Origin of the sequence: Gallaecimonas aegicerasi (assembly GCF_045291545.1) — a bacterium.
In the GTDB taxonomy this organism is placed as follows: domain Bacteria; phylum Pseudomonadota; class Gammaproteobacteria; order Enterobacterales; family Gallaecimonadaceae; genus Gallaecimonas.
In genome coordinates, this window is record NZ_CP149514.1 from 1,724,688 (window position 1) to 1,741,590 (window position 16,903).

General features: G+C 53.8%; 13 protein-coding genes. 5 read left to right on the top strand and 8 right to left on the bottom strand.

Annotated elements, in window-relative coordinates:
- Positions 1-2: 2 nt before the first annotated feature.
- On the bottom strand, positions 3-1,079 hold the full coding sequence (locus tag WDB70_RS08505) for a 4-phosphoerythronate dehydrogenase (protein ID WP_406663374.1): 1,077 nt from the start codon (positions 1,077-1,079) through the stop codon (positions 3-5).
- A gap of 63 nt (positions 1,080-1,142) precedes the next feature.
- Positions 1,143-2,357, bottom strand: a complete 1,215-nt coding sequence (gene fabB, locus WDB70_RS08510; protein WP_406663376.1) for a beta-ketoacyl-ACP synthase I — start codon at positions 2,355-2,357, stop codon at positions 1,143-1,145.
- A gap of 125 nt (positions 2,358-2,482) precedes the next feature.
- Between fabB and mnmC the strand changes: the two genes are divergently transcribed.
- Complete coding sequence (gene mnmC, locus WDB70_RS08515; protein ID WP_406663378.1) at positions 2,483-4,393, top strand: bifunctional tRNA (5-methylaminomethyl-2-thiouridine)(34)-methyltransferase MnmD/FAD-dependent 5-carboxymethylaminomethyl-2-thiouridine(34) oxidoreductase MnmC; 1,911 nt, start codon at positions 2,483-2,485, stop codon at positions 4,391-4,393.
- A 13-nt stretch (positions 4,394-4,406) separates the two neighbouring features.
- On the opposite strand, the gene WDB70_RS08520 is transcribed toward mnmC, so the two are convergent.
- Genes WDB70_RS08520 through prmB form a run of 5 tightly spaced genes read right to left on the bottom strand, consistent with a single transcriptional unit; the run spans position 4,407 to position 8,325 of the window.
- A complete protein-coding gene (locus WDB70_RS08520) occupies positions 4,407-4,676 on the bottom strand; it encodes a YfcL family protein (RefSeq protein ID WP_406663380.1) in 270 nt (89 codons plus the stop codon).
- A 1-nt stretch (position 4,677) separates the two neighbouring features.
- Positions 4,678-5,787, bottom strand: a complete 1,110-nt coding sequence (locus tag WDB70_RS08525) for an ATP-NAD kinase family protein (protein WP_406663382.1) — start codon at positions 5,785-5,787, stop codon at positions 4,678-4,680.
- Positions 5,784-6,314 (bottom strand): elongation factor P hydroxylase, encoded by a 531-nt coding sequence (locus WDB70_RS08530; RefSeq protein WP_406663384.1) that lies wholly within the window; start codon positions 6,312-6,314, stop codon positions 5,784-5,786. Before WDB70_RS08530 ends, WDB70_RS08525 begins: the two co-directional genes overlap by 4 nt.
- A 5-nt stretch (positions 6,315-6,319) precedes the next feature.
- Positions 6,320-7,384 (bottom strand): chorismate synthase, encoded by a 1,065-nt coding sequence (aroC, locus tag WDB70_RS08535; protein WP_406663386.1) that lies wholly within the window; start codon positions 7,382-7,384, stop codon positions 6,320-6,322.
- Between the two features lie 2 nt (positions 7,385-7,386).
- Complete coding sequence (gene prmB, locus WDB70_RS08540; protein WP_406663388.1) at positions 7,387-8,325, bottom strand: 50S ribosomal protein L3 N(5)-glutamine methyltransferase; 939 nt, start codon at positions 8,323-8,325, stop codon at positions 7,387-7,389.
- Between the two features lie 50 nt (positions 8,326-8,375).
- On the opposite strand from prmB, the gene smrB reads away from it, so the two are divergent.
- Positions 8,376-8,915, top strand: a complete 540-nt coding sequence (gene smrB, locus WDB70_RS08545; protein WP_406663390.1) for an endonuclease SmrB — start codon at positions 8,376-8,378, stop codon at positions 8,913-8,915.
- Here the strand turns inward: smrB and sixA are convergent.
- The gene (gene sixA / locus WDB70_RS08550) at positions 8,901-9,353 is read right to left on the bottom strand and encodes a phosphohistidine phosphatase SixA (protein ID WP_406663392.1); all 453 of its coding nucleotides are present in this window, start codon (positions 9,351-9,353) and stop codon (positions 8,901-8,903) included. The genes smrB and sixA overlap by 15 nt on opposite strands.
- 106 nt (positions 9,354-9,459) lie before the next feature.
- Here sixA and WDB70_RS08555 point away from each other — a divergent pair, with 106 nt between their 5' ends.
- From WDB70_RS08555 to WDB70_RS08565, 3 genes are all read left to right on the top strand, one after another.
- Positions 9,460-12,225 carry an insulinase family protein gene (locus WDB70_RS08555; protein ID WP_406663394.1) on the top strand — a complete coding sequence of 922 codons (2,766 nt, stop codon included), beginning with the start codon at positions 9,460-9,462 and terminating at the stop codon, positions 12,223-12,225.
- A gap of 155 nt (positions 12,226-12,380) precedes the next feature.
- Positions 12,381-16,658: an EAL domain-containing protein gene (locus tag WDB70_RS08560; RefSeq protein WP_406663396.1), complete on the top strand. Its 4,278-nt coding sequence runs from the start codon at positions 12,381-12,383 to the stop codon at positions 16,656-16,658.
- A 75-nt stretch (positions 16,659-16,733) separates the two neighbouring features.
- A complete protein-coding gene (locus tag WDB70_RS08565; RefSeq protein WP_406663398.1) occupies positions 16,734-16,880 on the top strand; it encodes a hypothetical protein in 147 nt (48 codons plus the stop codon).
- Positions 16,881-16,903 lie beyond the last annotated feature (23 nt).

The following is a 16,903-nucleotide window of genomic DNA, read 5'->3' on the forward strand; positions in this document are numbered from 1 at the left end:
CCTCAACATAAGGAGCCAAAACCCAATGCCACGGCACGTGGATCGGGGGTATCTACCTGCAAGCTAGCCCACTCCCGGCGTAGCGGGTAATGACGCCGTAGCCAGTCAAAACTGTGCCCGGCCATCAGCCCCTGACGGAACCACATATCATCATCGCGGATGTCATATACCAGGTTAGCCAGCGCCCGCAGCGGCAAGCCCGTCACACTCAGGCGTTGTATTGTCGGCGCCGGCAAATAATCAGCAAACTGGCCATCCACTTTCTGCCCGTTAGCCTGGCACCAGGCTTGATACAGCATCCAGGTGCCGCGGCGCTTGCCCTCAAAGCTATGGCCTGCGATATGCGGCGTCAGCCAGCGGGCAAGGCCCTGCAACCGAGGATCAAACTCTGGCTCATTGGCGAAAACATCCAGTACGGCATCGCCCCCGGCAGTGAGCCAGGCCACCAGCGCGTCGTTGTCGATCACCGAGCCTCGGCAGCTGTTGATCAGCAAAGCTCCCGGCTTTAACGCCGCCAGTTCATCGCTGGCCAGCAGATGCCGGGTTGCCGGGCCGCCAGGCACATGCAGTGTCACCACATCGGCCTCGGCCAATACTTCTGCCAACGACACAAACCCCGCGGCTGCCCGGGGAGGGTCGCAACAAAGCACCTTAACACCGAGAATCTCTAGCCGTCTAGCCACCCGAGAACCAATGTTCCCTACCCCGACAATGCCGACGGTAAGTGACGTCAGCGGCTGTTGTTTTTCGTGTTGCCAGTTCAACAGCGCTGACAGCACATAATCGCTGACCGCATCGGCATTGCACCCCGGCGCGGAAGCCAGAGTAATACCACGGCGGCGTAGCGCCTCGGCATCAATATGATCAGTGCCGATAGTGGCCGTGCCGACAAAACGCAGCTTCGGCGCCTTTGCCAGCAACGCCTCATCTACCCGGGTAACAGAACGCACCAGCAACACTTCGGCTTCAGCCAGCAATGGTTCGCTGGGCTGGCGCTCGGAAAAAAGCGTCACCGGACCAAAAGGTGAAAACAGGGATTCAACCAACGGCATCAGGCCGTCAGCAACAATGGTTGGCATAGTACAGGTACAAAAAAGCCGGTTTGCAGCAGAGTCTACCGCAAACCGGCGTCGATGAAAGCCTTAGCCCTGGTAGCGTTTCAGTACCAAAGAGGCATTGGTGCCGCCGAAACCAAAGCTGTTGGACATCACGGTGTTGATGTCTGCGCTCTGGGTTTCGCGAACAATCGGCATGCCATCGGCTTTTTCGTCCAGATTGTCGATGTTCACTGACGGCGCCACAAAACCATGCTTCATCATCAGCAGTGAGTAAATGGTCTCGTGTACACCCGCCGCACCTAGGGCGTGGCCGGTCATGGCCTTGGTGGCCGAGATAGCCGGCATGTTGTCAGCAAAGAGAGTACGGATAGCTTCCAGCTCTTTGACATCCCCTACCGGTGTGGAAGTACCGTGGGTGTTGATGTAATCCACAGGACCTTCGACACCATGCAGCGCCTGCTGCATACAACGCAGCGCGCCTTCACCGCTGGGGGCTACCATGTCGTAGCCGTCAGAGGTTGCGCCATAGCCGACGATTTCGGCGTAAATGGTGGCACCACGCGCCAGCGCGTGTTCCAGCTCTTCAACCACCACCATGCCGCCACCGCCGGAGATCACAAAGCCGTCACGGTCAGCATCATAGGTCCGCGAGGCTTTTTCCGGGGTATCGTTGTATTTGGTCGACAGCGCGCCCATGGCGTCAAACATCATTGCCAGGGTCCAGTCCACTTCTTCACCACCACCGGCGAAGACCACGTCTTGCTTGCCCAGTTGAATGAGTTCAGCAGCATGGCCAATACAGTGGGCAGACGTTGAGCAAGCGGAGCTGATGGAGTAGTTCACGCCTTTGATTTTAAAGGGCGTGGCCAGACAGGCTGAAACGGTGGAAGACATGGTGCGGGGCACCATGTACGGGCCAACCCGTTTGACGCCTTTTTCACGCAAGATGTCGATCGCCACACACTGGTTTTTACTGGAGGCGCCACCGGAACCGGCCACAATGCCGGTGCGGGGGTTGGAAACCTGCTGTTCATCAAGGCCGGCATCGGCAATGGCCTGTTCCATGGCGATGTAGGCATAGCCAGCGGCTTCGCCCATAAAGCGCAGCGCCTTGCGATCGATATGCTCGTTGATATCCAGTTTGATATCACCCCATACCTGAGAGCGCAGCCCCATCTCGACAAATTGCTGGGACTGACGAATGCCACTGTGGCCGGCTTTCAGGGATGCCAGCACTTCCTCTGCGTTGTTGCCGATGCTGGATACCACACCCAGACCGGTAATGACGACGCGTTTCATCCTGCCTCACTTGATTGCGTTGTAATGTGCCTATGGTACGCAAAGCCGGGAAGCCAACTGGTCGGCTTTCCCCATGGCTGATATGGCCTACCAAGGGTAGAATACGGCGTCAGGGCATAAACCAGATGACTGACATGCGCCACGCCGCGATTTCTTTCAATGAACAGGGTACACCTGTTGCCGACAATTTTGATGATGTCTACTTTTCTAATGCCTCAGGATTACAGGAAAGTGACTACGTTTTTTTGAAAAACAATGGCCTGCCGGAACGCTTTGGCGAACATCAAGGGGCCTTTGTTATCGCCGAAACCGGCTTTGGTACCGGGCTTAACTTTCTGGCTGCCTGGCGGGCTTTTCGCCAGCATCGCGGCCCGGCGGCCCGGCTGCATTTTATATCCACCGAAAAATACCCTCTCAGCCAAGCGGATCTCGCTACGGCCTTGGCCGCCTGGCCCCAACTGGCTGAGCTCAGTCAGCAACTGCAAGACGCCTACCCGCCAGCACTACCCGGTTGCCACCGGCTGTTGTTCGATAATGGGCTGGTAACCCTGGATCTGTGGCTGGGCGACATCAAGGAATTGTTGCCAAGCTGGCAGTGCCCTGCCGGCGGCCTGGTTGACGCCTGGTTCCTGGACGGCTTTGCTCCTGCCAAAAACCCGGATATGTGGCAGCCGGCATTGTTTGCACAGATGGCCAGGCTGGCCAAACCGGGCGGCACTTTTGCCACCTTTACCGCCGCTGGCTTTGTGCGCCGCGGCTTATTGGCGGCCGGTTTTGACGCTCAAAAAGTACCGGGTTTTGGCCGCAAGCGTGACATGCTCGCCGGTGCTCTGGTAGCGCCCAAAAGTAAGCCCGCACCAGCACTTTATGACCGCCCAGAAGCCACTGACACGGACAGCATCGCCATTATTGGCGCTGGGCTGGCCGGTGCCAGCTGTGCCTGGCAACTGCGCCGCCGGGGCATCAAGGCCACCCTGTTTTGCCAGGATAGTACCCCCGCCACTGGCGCCTCCGGCAATCCCCAAGGGGCAATGTACCCACTGCTGAACCTTGAGCACGATGCCGTCAGCCAGCTCTTTGCCAGTGCTTATGGCTACAGCCGCCGCATTGTCCGTACCAGTGGCGTCACGCAAGGCCTGGACGGCTTATTACAGCTAGCGTTGGATGACAAGCTCAGCGAGCGTTACCAGCGCCTGGCGGATACCTTTGCGCCACTTTGCCGCTATGTTGATGCCGATGAAGCGAGCACCTTGGCCGGGCTGCCCCAGCCCTACCCGGCGCTGTATTTTGCCGACGCCGGCTGGCTCAGGCCACCGGCGTTGGTGAACTGGCTACTGGCTGACACACCAGTACACCCCAACACCACCATTACCGCCATCAAACCGGCCACAGCAGGTGGTTGGCAGCTGTTCACCGAGCAGCAATCCTTGGGCGTATTTTCGCAGGTGATCCTGGCCGCAGGCGCAGGCAATATTGACTTTGCCGAGAAACTGCCACTGACGGCTGTACGCGGCCAAATCAGCACAGTGCCGGCCAGCAAGCCCCTGACCGCGCTAAAAACCGTGCTGTGCCATAACGGTTACATGACACCGGCCGATAACGGCAGCCTCTGCATCGGCGCCAGCTTTATCCGCCAGGATCGCAACTGCGAGTTGCGTGACAGTGAACATCAGGACAATCTGGCCAAAGTGGCCCGTAGCTTTCCTGATGCCAGCTGGTGCCCCGAGACCGTTAATGGTGGTAACGCCGGCACCCGCGTGGTGCTGCGCGACCACTTGCCGGTAGTGGGCGCCCTGCCAGACAGCCGCGGCTACCATGGGCAAGATATTACCCAGGCAAGTGCCACCGCCTGGGACGGCCTGTGGCTGCTCGGTGGCTTGGGGGCCCGGGGCGTTACCTCGGCCCTACTCTGTGCCGATGTGCTGGTTTCGCAGATGCTGGCCGAGCCGCAACCGCTACCCACCCCGGTACTGGACGCCATCATGCCCAACCGTTTTTGGGTCAGAAAACTGAAAAAGGGCCAAGCGATCGATTGACCCCAAGCCCTGGCTACTGGCTGAGTTGTTGCCACAGATCCAGAACCAGTCGTTGGTCCTGCGGGTTTAGCTCGCCAGCGGCAATGGCCCGGCTAAGGCTTTCGTTGACCCGCACTTTGAACACCTCGACACTTCGTTCATCACCTTCCAGCTCATACTGGCCGGCCGCCAGCATGACATGACCTTGCAGGTAACCGCCGGCAAAGAGATCGTCATCGCTGCCGGTTACCACCAGCTCGTCCAGTTGTGTTTGTAGTGCATCGAGAAACTGCGGGTAGCTCATATTAATCCGTAGGGTTGGCGGCCCGGTACATGACACTGTCCCGGTAGCCGGTAATGATGGGGTAAATACCGGCCAGCTCACGGTCAAGTGCAGCATCGCCGGTATCAATAATTAGCGGGCGGCCATCCAGTGCCTGCAATTTGCGCTTGCTGGCCACCACCCAGATGTTGTCACGGCCAATGGCGCGTATCACCGCCGGGCTTAGTTGCTGGTTGCCACGACCAAACAGGTGCCCCTGGCCACCAATCAAAGTCACCACCAGCTTGCTGCCGGTAGTTATGGCGGCCAGCAGTTGCTCAGCCGTGACATCGGCTGCCAGCAACTGCTCATCTTCGACGATATCCACACCAAGCAAGGTATTCTCAAGGCCCAGCTCGGCCATGATAAATGCCACTGTACTGCCAGAGCCCATGACATAACGCTGCCCGGGCTCCATACGGCTGATCACTTCCGCAGCGATGTCATGCAGCACCAGCTCATCAGCTTCGCGGCCCCCCTGTTTAACAGCCTGCACGTACTGCAGGGAATGGGGAATACGCATTTCGCCGAAGCGCTTGGCCCTGACCACGCCCTGGCGGAACTGATTTTCATCAATGTCCATGACATCGGCGTCAACGATACTCAGCAGCTCTCCACGAGCAAGCGCAGCCACCAGCTCGCCGGCAGCAGTTGGTGTGACCGCGTAAACGCCGGAGTGGATTTTGCAGCCGGCCGGGATCCCCAGCACCACCACATGTTCCTCTACCACCGCGCAAATATCCCGGGCAGTGCCGTCACCACCGGCAAACAGCAACAGTTCGACATGTGCCGCCATCAGGGCCTGCGCTGCCTGCTGTGAGTCGGCAGCAGTACTGGGTTCAGCGGCCTGATAGGCCACCTCAAAAGAAAAGCCCATAGCGGCCAGCACATCGGCGCCCATCTCCCCCGATGCCGTTACAAAATGCAGCTGATCTTTGAGGGGCAGTAATGGCGTCAAAGCGGTGCGGGTGCGGGCATTGGCCTGTTTCACGGCGCCGCGAGCCAATGCTTCAGCGACCATGTTGTCACTGCCCTTGAGGGCAACACTACCGCCGACACCGGCGACCGGATTGATGATCAGCCCTAACTTCATACCGCCACCTCAAAATCAGCTGCGCACGGTACCAACTGGCCATAAAAGCCCGCCAATACCGTCATGAACTGCCCGGCACGTACTGGAAAGCCCTGCGCCACATAGTGCAGCGCCTGTGTCCGTACCTTTTCTTGAAAGCCCTGCCGGTCTGGCTCGGCACTGCCGTTGAGGTTGTCGGTACTGACATTAAAGCGAAAGCCGGCGGCCAGGCAGAGCCCCCATTCGATGGCCTGTGGCTTAACCTCTACCTGTTCAAAGGCTTGCTGTTGAGCACTATTACGACCATCAGGGCAGTACCAGTAGTCGTAGTCCACCTGCTGCCGGCGCTCGGCTCCGGCCAGACACCAGTGGGCAATTTCATGTAACGCCGAGGCGTAATAGCCGTGGGCAAAAACAATACGATGGCGCTCATGCCCAACACTGGCCGGCAGGTAAATGGGTTCGTCATCGCCCCGCACCAGTTCAGTGTTATGGCTGGCGAGAAAGGTATCGTTAAACAGGGTAATCAAGTCGCGATAATGGTGCATGGCGCTTATAACTGTCCGGTTTGCCCCCGCTGACGTAACCAGTGGTCCATCAACGTCAGTGCCAGCATGGCTTCAGCAATGGGCACCGCACGAATACCCACGCAAGGGTCATGGCGGCCTTTGGTCACCACTTCCACAGCGTTGCCGTCCACATCAATACTGCGCCCCGGCACGCGAATGCTGGAAGTGGGCTTAAGAGCAATACTGGCAGTGATGGTCTGGCCGGTACTGATGCCGCCCAGTACCCCGCCGGCATGGTTACTGAGAAAACCTTCTGCGGGGGTTATTTCGTCACGGTGTTCGGAGCCTTTTTGCCGGACGGCAGCAAAACCGTCACCAATCTCAACGCCTTTGACGGCATTGATGCTCATCATTGCCTTGGCAATGTCGGCATCGAGGCGATCGAAAACCGGCTCCCCCAGGCCAACCGGTACACCACTGGCCTCTACCTGGATTTTGGCGCCCACCGAGTCGCCCGCTTTTTTGATCTCGCGCAGCAGTTCATTCAGGGCCGCCAGCTTGTCAGGGTTGGCGCAGAAAAACGGGTTTTTTTTCGCCTCGGCCCAGTCGGTTACCGGGCAGTCAATCTCGCCCATGGCAGTCAGGGCGCCGCGAATGGTAACACCTTGCTGCGCCAGCCATTTTTTAGCGATAGCGCCAGCGGCAACGCGCATGGCCGTTTCCCGGGCGCTGGAGCGGCCACCGCCACGGTAGTCACGCAGGCCGTACTTGTAGTGATAGCCATAGTCGGCATGGCCGGGCCGGAATAGCCGGGCGATCTCGGAGTAATCCTGCGAGCGCTGATCCGTATTTTCGATCAACAAACCAATGGGCGTACCGGTGGTTTTCCCGGCAAAGGTGCCTGACAGAATGCGCACCTGGTCTGCTTCCTGGCGGGGTGTGGTGTAACGCGAACTGCCGGGGCGACGCCGGTCCAATTCCGGTTGCAGATCAGCCTCGGTCAGCGCCAACCCCGGCGGGCAGCCATCAACAATGGCGCCCAGCGCCAGTCCATGACTTTCGCCAAAGGTGGTGACGGTAAACAGGGTGCCAAAGGTGTTGCCGGCCATTGTTAATCCTTATAGAGGCTGAACAAATCCGCATGGGCCAGCAAGTCTTCCTTGCTGATCACAAACACGCCGCTGCCACCCCGTTCAAATTCCAGCCAGGTCAGCGGCAGTTGCGGGTACTGAGCGTTCATGTGCACTTCGCTGTTACCCACTTCACAGATCAGTATGCCGCCTTCTTTCAGGTACTTCGGCGCATTGGCCAGAATACGGTTAACCAGTTTCAGGCCGTCGGTGCCGGCCGCCAGCGCCACGGCCGGTTCATGCTGATACTCATCAGGCAAATCAGCCATGTCTTCAGCATCAACATAAGGCGGGTTGGTAACAATCAGATCGTACTGGTCACCATCCGGGATAGCCCGGAACAAATCGGAGTGGATAGGCGTGACCTGGTGCATCAGGCCATGTTCTTCGATGTTGCGCTCGGCCACCGCCAGGGCGTCTTTTGACAGATCGGTAATGTCGACTTCTGCTTCCGGGAAGTAATGCGCGCAGGCAATGCCAATGCAGCCGGAGCCGGTGCAAAGGTCAAGAATACGGGTAACTTCGCGGCCATCAAGCCAGGGCGAGAAGCGCTTTTCAATCAACTCACCGATAGGAGAACGGGGGATCAGCACCCGCTCATCCACATAAAACGGCATATGACAGAACCAGGCCTGATTAGTGATGTAGGGCACCGGTTTGTGCAGCTGAATACGCTCCATGATGCGTTCAACAATGCGCTGGCGCTCAGACTGGGTCAGCCGGGCATGGCGGGTATGTTCATCAATATCCATTGGCAGATACAGGGTCGCTAACACCAGTGCCACCGCTTCATCCCAGGGGTTATCGGTGCCGTGGCCGTAATAAATATCGGCGGCGCTGAAGCGGCTAACCGCCCAGCGGATCATATCCTGAATGCTGTGCAGTTCATTGACCGCTTCATCAAGAAAAATTTTGTCCAACTCTGCCTCCCGTTTCAGCCCTGCGCCGTGCTGAGCTACACTATGGCGCCATGAAAAAGCCCATTTGTACTGATGATGATCTGGCCTTGTTTCGTGACGCTGTGGCCGATACCCGACCGCTGGCGCAGGATACCATAGGCCACCAACCCAGGCGACGCCCAGCCAGCGACAACAAGCGGGTAATGGCAAGCAAAGCCCAGCCCGATCCGCACTCCTTGTTTTACTTTTCTGACCATTATCAACCGCACTTTGGTGAAAGCTGGCCAAATTTCGTGCGTGACGATGTCTCAGGAGGGGAACTGAAGAAGCTACGCCGGGGCGATTACGCACCGCAGGTGACGCTGGATTTACATGGCTTGAACCGTGAACAGGCCAAGCTGGAGCTGGCAGCCTTGCTCGCCCACGCGGAGCGTCAGCAACTGAGCTGCGTTTGTGTAGTACATGGTATTGGCGGCGGTACTTTAAAACGCCAACTGCCCTGTTGGCTGGCCCAGCACCCACGGGTGTTAGCGGTGCATTCAGCGCCCCGTGAATACGGTGGCCAGGGGGCCTTGCTGGTACTGCTGGAGCAGGAGTTAACCTTCGGCTGACAACTGGCGTTGGCGTACTGTTGGCTTGGGTTCGCTGTCAATGACCACAATCTCTGCCGTTGCAAAGGCCATCGGCACTTCTCCAGGGACCAGGGCCTCAACCAGATAAGCCACCATCGGCATGTGGGAAACCATTAAAACGCGCTGACAGTCATCGCTACCGGCCAGTAGCGCCGTGATGGCGACGATATCACCCGAGGGGGTCAGCTCCGGCAAAGTTACACGGGCAAGGGGCTGGCCCAGCCCGGCCAGTACTTCGTCGGCGGTTTGCTGCGCGCGCAAATAAGGACTCACCCACAGAGCATCCGGGGCACCGTGCATAGCCAGCCACTGCCCTTGCGCCCGCGCCTGCGCGCGGCCATGGGCGGTCAGTGCCCGGGAGGCATCATCAGCCGCCTGAGCTTGTGCCTCGCCATGGCGCATTACCAGAATTTGCATGCCCGTCCTCCACTGGGTTGGTGGCGCAGTGTACATAATGGCGTGACCATTTCCAATCTGCGCTGAGCTGGTCATAATGGATCGATAGCCGCGTTCGAGAGCCCCTGTGCATAAAAGCCCATTTGACCATCGCACTTATCGCCATATTACGCTGGCCAACGGCCTGCCAGTGCTGGTGGTGGAAGACCCACGAAGCCACAAGGCTGCCGCGGCGGCGGCAATTCGTGTGGGTCATTTTTTCGACCCGCCTGAGCGCCAGGGGCTGGCCCATTTTTTAGAGCACTTATTGTTTCTTGGCACCGAAACGCACCCCGGCGCGGCCGACTACCACCATTTTATTGAGCAGGCCGGCGGCAACCATAACGCCTGGACCGGTACCGAACAGTCCAGTTACTTTTTTGACGTAGCCCCGCCCTACTTCGCTAAAGCCCTGTGGCGCTTTTCCCGCTTTTTTGTTTGCCCGCTGCTGGCCGAAGATGCTGTCGATAAAGAGCGGCACGCCATCGATGCGGAATACCGGCTGAAACTTCAGGATGACACCCGCCGTATCTATCAGGTGCACAAATCGGTGGTGAACCCAGAGCACCCGTTCAGTAAGTTTTCGGTTGGTAACCTCGATACCCTGGCTGGTGACCCTGCCCAGTTGGCAGATGAAGCCCGGGCGCTGTTCCAGCAACATTACCAGGCGGGCAACATGACGCTGGTGCTGTACGGGCCTTTTGCCATTGCCGAGCTGTCATCATGGGCCCATAGCTTTTTTTCTGACATTACCAGCGGCACCAAGGTTCCCAGCTTCTGGGAAGGCACCCGTTTGTACCTGCAATTACCTTTTCAGGTTTGTGCCCAGCCGTTAAAAGAGCAGCGCCGCCTGGTGATCAATTTCCCTCTGCCGTCTACCCAGGCGGAATACCGGCAAAAACCGTTGACCTTTATCAGCCATTTACTTGGCCATGAAGGCCCTGGCAGCTTGCTGGCTTACCTCAAGCAACGAGGCTGGGTTGAGGCTCTCTCCGCCGGGGGTGGCATCAGTGGCAGTGGTTTTCGTGAGTATGCGGTGCAATTTTTGCTGACTGAACAGGGTGAACAGCAGCAGGCCGAAATTGTTGAAGCCTTTTTTGCGATGCTGGCGCTGATCCGCGAAAAGGGGCTGGAGCCCTGGCGCTTTGAAGAACGCCAACAGCTGGCAGAGCAATCTTTCCGGTTGCTGGAAGTGACTGAACCCATGGACTTTTCCAGCCACTTGGCAGTCAACATGCTGCAATTCCCCGCTGAAGACGCGCTCTATGGTGACTTCGTAATGGAGCGCTTTGATCCACAACGGCTGCGCTATTGGCTGGATTTTCTCACCCCGGATAACCTGCGTTTAGGGTTGGTTTCTCCCGACGTTGAGAGTAACCAGCAGGCGCCGTGGTATCACACCCCGTTCTTGACCCGGCCAATCAGCCAGCAGTGGCTGGCCCGCTGGCGCCAGCCAACCCCCTTGACGGAGCTGAAGCTGCCGGGGCCGAATCCATTCCTTGGGCCTCCGGCCGTTCCGGCACCACTGACTCGGGTCCGTCACCGCCCGACATTATTGAGCACTGACAGCCAGCACCGTCTCTGGCACTGGCAAGACCCTGACTTCAGGCTGCCCAAGGGGCAGCTGTATCTGGCCCTTGAAAGCGTGCATGCCATGCAGTCACCCCGTCATGTAGCAATGACCCGGCTGTGGCTGGATATGGTATCGGAGCAGCTCAGCGGCCAACTCTATGACGCCGAACTGGCAGGCCTGGGCTGGCAACTCTATCCGCAACAGGCCGGTATTACGTTTCACACCTGGGGTACCCTGGGTCGCCAGCACCGGTTGTTTAGCTATATTGTCCGCCACTTACTGGACAAGGCACCACCGCCATCGGCATTAACACTGTGCCAAAAGGGGCTATTGCGCCAATACCGGGCAGTGAAAAAGCAAAAACCGATACAGCAACTGTTGGCAGAGTTACCCAGGTTATTACAGCCTGCCCACCCCGGTTACCAGCGCCTGGCCACAGAAATGGCCACAATCCATTATGACGAGCTGGTAGCGCACCAGCAGGTCGTACTCGACAGCCTGTTTGTCGAAGGACTGGTGCACGGCAGCGCTGCCCAGGCGGACGTTACCGACTGGGTCGACGAGGTGCGCCAACGAGCCCAGGGGGCAGAACCCGAGCGGCAGGTGTTGTCATTAAAAGAGAGAGGCCCACTGCTGCGAAGCCTGGAGATAAATCACCCTGATTCTGCTTTGCTGGTCTACTACCAGGGGCGTTCGGCCGGTGCCAACGAGCATGCCTTTTTTATGCTGCTACAACAGCTGATGAGCGCCACCTTCTTTGACGAATTACGTAACAAGCAGCAACTGGGGTACATGCTGGGGCTGACCTTTTTTCCCATGCAGCGCCTGCCAGGGTTGCTGTTTTACATACAAAGCCCGGTAGCCGGCCCAGAGCAGCTGCTTGATGCCATTGATGATTTCATCCAGAACATGACCTATGTCTTGCTGAGCCTCAGTAAAGCGCAATGGCAGCAAACCCAGCAGGCCCTGCTCTACCAGTTGAATCAACCGGACGCGACCTTAGCCGATCGCACCGCCAGGCTCTGGAATAGTATCGGCCAGGGGGATTATCAGTTTGACTGGCGCAACCGGCTGGCTGCCGCTATTGGGCACAGTAACCGCCATGAGCTGATCCGGGTCATGTCACAACGTTTGAAAGGCGCTGGCGCAGACCGCTTGATCCTTTGCTCTACCGGTAACAGCCACCGTAACCAGCACCCCATCGAAGCGCCAAGGCTCATTGATGATGCCAGCCACTTCAAGGCAACGCTGCCCCGCTTTACCTGGCCACAAGGTAGCTGAGCATTAATTACCCAGCCGTTATTCATAACCAATACTGACTGCTGCCGATTTCGCCAAACAGCCATATTATGCCGCCAACCGCTTTGACAGCTTCAAAGCCCCTACGTTATAACTCTTTTACACCATTATAAAATTACCTTGCTCAGGTCTTCTCAATGCATCAACGGCTTGCTCGCTACCTGACTACCGCACTGCTTTTTTTCTGTGCGCTCCTCCCCCTGCTCGCTCACGCTGATACCACAACTGACGACAGCGACTACCGCCTCTACAAAACTATTGGTAAGGAAGATGGTCTTTCTCAGTTGTCTGTTTATGACATAGCTCAAGACAACGATGGATACTTTTGGCTTGCCACGCCAGGAGGAGTGGAACGTTTTGATGGTGTCAGCGTAGAACCTTTTAATATTAAAGCCACTGGGAGCTTTTCTCCATCTAATTTTGTGCGAAGAGTTTTTGTTGATAGCAATGATACGGTATGGGTTGGCACACAAAATTCATTAGCCTTCAAAAAAAAGTCAAGTGAAGAATTTAAAGTAGTAAAATTTTTCAATGGGTTTGTCATATGGTCAATAGAAAAAAACAAAAATGGTGGTTTTTTTGTTTCCACTAACAAAGGAATATGGCTAATAAGAAAAAACGAAATTAACCCACAAAAAATATCTAATATAAAAAAAGCGAGGGTAATAAAAGAAATAGAAGGTAATTATTTAATAGGAACATACTCTGATGGTCTCTATACTTTAAATGAGGAATTTAAGGAAGTTAATTCAGAATTAAATTTTGGAACCAAGATAAATAAAATATCTAGTGTGGATGGGAAATTAATCGTAGCTTCTAATAAAGGCCTCTTTATTGATGGAAAAAAAGAGTTAACTCAAGATGCCCTAGACTACAGCATTAACAAAAACTATCTTATGGTCGCAACGGAGAACGGACTATATCAAATAACTAGGAAGGAAAATGAAAGGATTGAGAAAATTTCTCCTGATAAGACATGGCGCGTTATTATAGGTGATGATGGCAGGCTTATTGTTGGAACCCAAGCAAAAGGCATTGAAATATATCAAGAAAAAGAAAAAGGGATTGAGTTTTTTAGAGTTGGAAATGAAGAAGGTACAAAATATATAAATTCTATTTCAGATTTTAACGGTGGTATGGTTCTCAAGAACCAATCCGATAGAGTTTTCTATTTAAAAGACGAAAAAATAAAAAAAGATCCTTTTGGAATAAAAAAGACGCATGGATTATATGGGAACGAGCATAGCCTTATTGTCATAAAAGAAAACGAGATCTTAAATTACAACAACAAAAAAGAAACTTTAATAACAAAAATAAATAAAAATAAAATAATAAAAGCATTTTATAATAAAAAATGGTTTTTCATAGACGATAATTACACTTTACTAAGTGAATACAATGGAAGCTTAAAAGAAGAACGCAGTCTGAAAAGTTGTGATTATGGCTACCCTAACACTGTACTCTTTAAAAATAATGATTTATTTATTGGAGGTGATGGAGGCCTCTGCCATTACCAGAATGACAAGAAACCAGAAAAATTATCAAGGTATTGGATAAAGAAAAATTTCTCATTTAAAGGTCATGATTATTTTATTACAAAAGATGGGAAGATTTTGTCAAGTGCTGGAGAAGTTAAAGGAGAGCTTAAGAAAGAAAAAAAAGAAAGCTTCTTATCCATCGAGTATGATAAAAAAAATCATATGCTTGTTGCAGCAACATCCAATGGAATAAAAATTTATCAGGTAAAAATATCAAATAATATAAATACATCTCTTTTGCTCACTTTGGACTCTAGGTATGACATTCCAAAAGAATTCGTTGCTGGCGCTTCAGCAATGTCGGGAAGCTCCATCTACTTTGGTGGTTCAAATGGCATCCTAAAAATAAACCCAGATCTTTTATCCAGAAAAAACAATAAGGGGGAAATAGTTTTTTCAAGTGTCAGTTTATATAATGAAAAAAATGAAAACTTATCAGTAGGGATAAGTAACAAAAAATCAATAAGTGTTGCACACTACGAGTACCCCTTAAATCTTCACCTCGCCATATTGAAATATAATTTTCCAGAAAGAGCGCACTTCCAATACAAACTATCTACTTATGGAGCCAGGTGGATCAATTTAGAAAATGCCAGAAGTATCACTTTAAACAAACTAGAATCTGGAACGCATTACTTGTCTGTTAGAGCATTGGATAATGGAGTGACAGTAGCAACTTCCGGACAATACATTATTAATGTGAAAGCCCCTTGGTGGAGAACTCCAACGGCCTATATTGTATACCTTTTAATTTTGACACTAATAATCATTCACTTTTTAAACATTGCAAAAAACAGAAAGCACCAACACGCAAAAATTGTCGAGAGTGAAGAACGATTAAAATTAGCTCTATGGGGAAGTGGTGATGAACTCTGGGACTGGGATATTAAAGAAGGCAATATTTACCGCTCTAACCTCTGGGATGCCTTGCTGTTGCCTAATGATGGCGTCAGAAACAAAGGTAGTAGTAACAACATATACCCAAAAGATTTAGCCAGGGTTCGCTCTGTTATCAACGCCTGCTTCTCCGGTGAGAAAGATGAATTCGAAGTAGCTTACCGGGTTAAAGACAAGCAACAAAACTGGGTGTGGATCCTGGATAGGGGCCGGGTTGTACAATACAGCGAAAAAGGTGCACCGGTACGTATGACAGGTACCATTAAAAACATTTCCAAACTCAAAAAAACAGAGGAAATGCTGAAGCTGCTGGCCCAGTCATTTAGAAACATTTCTGATGCCATCTGCATCTGCACACCCGACTTTGTCATTCAGGAAGTAAACGATTCCTTTAGCAGTATTATGGGCGTAAGCCGAGACGAAGCCGTTGGCCAGGTATGGAGCTTTGCTCTCTATAACGAGCGATTCTTAGACCAGGTAAAAGCGACATTAGACCGCACCGGCCGCTGGCATGATGAAATTGAAGCCAAACGCAAAGGTGGGGAAATATTCCCCATTGAGATCACCATTGACAAAGTTTATGACGAAGAAAAAGACTCTCATAGCTTTGTAGCCGTGTTCTCGGATATTTCCGAACGGAAAGAAAAAGAGCGGGAACTGGAGCGCCTCACCAATACCGATGCACTGACAAGCCTGCCAAACCGTAGCTTTTTCATGAGCTCGCTTGATGCCCTGGTACGGAAAAAACAAGCCTTTGCCCTGATGGTATTGGACTTAAACAACTTTAAACAGGTTAATGATTCTCTTGGCCACCAGTACGGTGACCAACTGCTGTTGGAAATATCTGAACGGCTGCAGTATGTCATGAGTGCCAACCACACCCTCTACCGCCTTGGTGGTGATGAGTTTGCCGTAGTTATAGAGCAGCTTATCAAACTGGACGAGATCACCCGGTTGTCAGGCATTTTGCACCGTCAGCTCTTTGCGCCTTTCTATCTGCGTGGTGAGGAAATCAACATCACGGCCGCTATTGGCGCCGTGGTATACCCCGAAGACGGCGAAACACCAGAACACCTGTTACGTAACGCGGATGCCGCCATGTACCATGCCAAGCATGTGGGCGGAGAAATATGCCAGTTCTTCTCGTCGTCCATGAACGAGCAGGCCCATGCCCGGCTGGCCATGGAAAGCCGGGTTCGTAAGGCACTGCGCGAGAACCTGTTCGAGGTATATTACCAACCCAAGGCGGACACCATTACCGGCCAGTGCCGGGGTGCCGAGGCGTTACTGCGCTTAAGTGACGGCAAAGGCGGCTATATCTCCCCTGCTGACTTTATCCCGATTGCCGAGGAAAGTGGCCTTATCATCGAAGTGGGTAACTGGGTGATGGAGGCCACCTGCCGCCAGGTGCACCGCTGGTATGAAGACGGCATCTTCCCGGGCCGCATCGCCATCAACCTCTCCGCCCGGCAATTCCGCCAGCCCGATCTGGTGGCGCGGATCGATGAAATACTGGAGCAGACTCGCCTGCCTCCACACATGCTGGAGCTGGAAATTACCGAAGGCGCCATGATGGAAGACCCCATCCGGGCAGTCGCGGTAATGGAGCGGTTGCGGGAGCGTAACATTACCCTGGCCATGGATGACTTCGGCACCGGCTATTCGTCACTGTCTAACCTGCGCCAATTCCCCGTCAGTAGCGTCAAAATTGACAGATCTTTCGTCAAAGATCTGACAATTGAAACCAGCCCACGCAGTCTAACCGCCGCCATTATTTCCCTGGCCAGCAATATGGAGCTGCACGTGGTCGCTGAAGGGGTGGAAACCGAAGAGCAGTGGCAGGCCTTAAAAGCCCTGGGCTGCCCAGTCTGCCAGGGCTACCTGTTTGGGCGCCCCATGGCACAGGCTGATTTTGAAAAGCTGCTCAGTAAACGCGGCGGCCTGTTAGGGCCTGCCGAAGTAGTTACCCTGAAAAGGTAAGTTGGCACAGATACTGCTTCTTGATTAGCGAACCCTATTTATCTCGCTCGACAATCGCTAATCAAGGAGCACAACATGCTGAACGTAACCATTCTCACTGCCCTGCTGAACCTGTTTGCCCCTGCCGCTCCCATTGCTAAAGATACAAATACAACTGTTACAACTCAGAGTATCAGTACACCTACAGTCTCCTCTAAAATTGAAGAAGAAGTACAGATATGAACATCCTTCTCACTCTTCTTAGA